The organism is Bacteroidota bacterium (genome assembly GCA_018831055.1).
In the GTDB taxonomy this organism is placed as follows: domain Bacteria; phylum Bacteroidota; class Bacteroidia; order Bacteroidales; family B18-G4; genus M55B132.
Map to the genome: position 1 here is coordinate 1 of JAHJRE010000264.1, position 2276 is coordinate 2276.

General features: G+C 58.9%; 2 protein-coding genes. Both read right to left on the reverse strand.

The genetic code is table 11. The annotated features are described in order from the left end of the window. Nucleotides 1–1148, reverse strand: a 1148-nt coding sequence (locus tag KKA81_16270) for a hypothetical protein (GenBank protein MBU2652483.1), incomplete at its 3' end; no start/stop codon positions are given. A gap of 3 nt (nucleotides 1149–1151) precedes the next feature. Beyond that, entirely contained in the window at nucleotides 1152–1889 is a 738-nt protein-coding gene (locus KKA81_16275; protein ID MBU2652484.1) for a hypothetical protein, read from the reverse strand. Nucleotides 1890–2276 lie beyond the last annotated feature (387 nt).

A 2276-nucleotide genomic window follows, 5' to 3' on the forward strand; every position in this document is an offset into this window, starting at 1 on the left:
AGCGCCGACATTTGATCGACCTGCGCGGTCGCCCCGGACTGGGGTGAATCATTCGAGGCTTTTGCGAACAAGTCAAAACCACCCACGGTCGAACCGCTCAGTAAGCGGCCATCGGCCGAACCGGCCCGACCGGCGCCGAGGATCGCCGCCTGCGCGCTGACAACCGTTCGCGTCTCCCCCTGGCCGTATGACCGGGGAGTCCCGTCGGATTTCGTTGCAATGGCGTTGGGATCGGTGCTGATTCGAGCGCGAATCTCGTTGCGGTTGATGTTCGCCTTGATCGCCACTTCCTGACCGACATTCGCCGCCACCAGCGTGAGCTGGATCGGCTTGGAAGAATCGGTCGCGGTGTTAGCGACACTTGGATTGGCGATCTCTATCTTGAGTTCTTTGAGATTGACGGCTTCAAAAGCTTTGAGCAATTGCCTGCTCTGATCGGTGGATCCGTCGAGATCGAACCGCTGCCAGCCGGTGGGGTTGACTAACTTCGCCGTCTCCGGCGACAGATTGAGGCTGTTGAGCGGCAACGACACCCGAATCAACGAATCAGCAGCACTGTCGGCTGAAGCAAGCTGCAGGTTGAGATTGCCGTTGGTCACCGACCAGTCGAGAATGCGATAGTCGCCTTCGGGAAGGTCGACCGGTATGCTATTGAGATCACGGTTGGCGGTTCCGACCGTGCCGGTCGGCATCAGGGCCATGAGTGCCCTTACATCAAGAGTGTCGTTTTGCTGTGATAGCGGCGCAAACGGATTGGTCGTTTCTATCGCGCCCGTGCCGAACAGCGGTTGCTTCCCATTAATAGTGGCAGCGTAATCGCCGTCGTCGTCACCGTCCGCGTTGGAGACTACCTGAGCCGGGCTGCTTTGGATACCCGTGGTCGGAAGCGGCAAGCGGCCTTCAAGCAACGCTTTGAGATCGGTCGAGAACAGAGCCTTCGGCTCGCTTGTCTGTTCCGCAGCGGTAGCTTGACCGAGGAACGTGTCGACCGCCTCGTTCCCGCTCGTCTTGGCGCCCAGCAAGGAGCCGAACAGCAGGTCAAACGACGGCTGTTCGCCCGTGGGGGCGACCGCGCTGTTGACCGGGCCGGGCTGGGCCGGGACAATACCGAGCAGGAGGTTGAGGATGTTGGTCGGCGCTGTATTCATTGTCTATTTTTCTGCGATCGTAATCATCTGTTTCGAAAGGTTTGCGGCCCGCTGCGCCGGCAGGAGCTGAAGTACCGCTGCGGCGTTTTTCGCTTTCATTCTGGGGATAATCGCGACGACGGTGTTGTCATCAAGATTGGACATCAGGCGCGCGACTGCGCGGGAGTCCATGCCGTCGTAAAGACGAGCCAGGTTGACGACACGAGCCGATTCGGCCTGTTCGATCTGAAGGATCTTCTGGTTGATCTGGAGTTCCTGGCGATTGAGCTTCTTTTCACGGATGTTGAGCGAATCCTCGCGAAAGGTCAGCCGCTTCTTTTCCGTTTCAAGCCAGTCGGCCGCTTCGAGCGAATCCTCGGCCGACATTCCGTGTCCTTGTCCGACTAACTCGCTCTCGTCCGGCTCATAATCGAGTACGGCGAGATTTCCCATGATTGCGTCGATCACGCCGCTGTCGCCTTCGCTAGCTGCGAGGAGCGAATCGAGCACTTCCTCATCAGTAAGGGGCTTGTCAGCAGGGGTGGTTTCGGCGTGTTGTTGGTCGGTGGGTTCGGTCGGAGTGATCGCGGTCGGCTTGTCGCCCCCGAGGAACATGAGAGTTCCGAACGCAATACCGGCGATGGCGATCACGCCTGCCAGACCGAATATGATATATTTGATCAGGCCGCTTTTGGCGGCGGTTGGCGCCGGGGCGGTTGCGCCCGATTCCGGGTCCGGTGTGTTTTTGGTCGTTTCAGCCACGATGTTACTCCACTACAAACATTTGTCCATCGGCCCGTAATGCATGGGCCGTGCCAAACGGCGCGACGTGAAGGCAGCCTATTTATTTGCAACGAGTTAGCTGATAGGATCGGTTTCCGATGCGACCGTGGCCGGGATGCGATCGGGAAAGATTTTCCCGGTGGGAGGGGAAGATTTGGAAAGAGTTGGACCGACCGATGCGCAACGTCATGGTGAGCGTTGCCCCGTCATGGCGCAAGCCGAACCATGACCGGCGCGAGAAGCCACGCCTTTTGCCTCCCCGAGTCACCCCTCGACTTGCTCAGAGTGACGCAGGCTTGGCTCAGGGTGACGCTGCGTTGTTCGCAGGGGGCTACGGACAAGGTCAAAACTGCACGAGTTTTGACT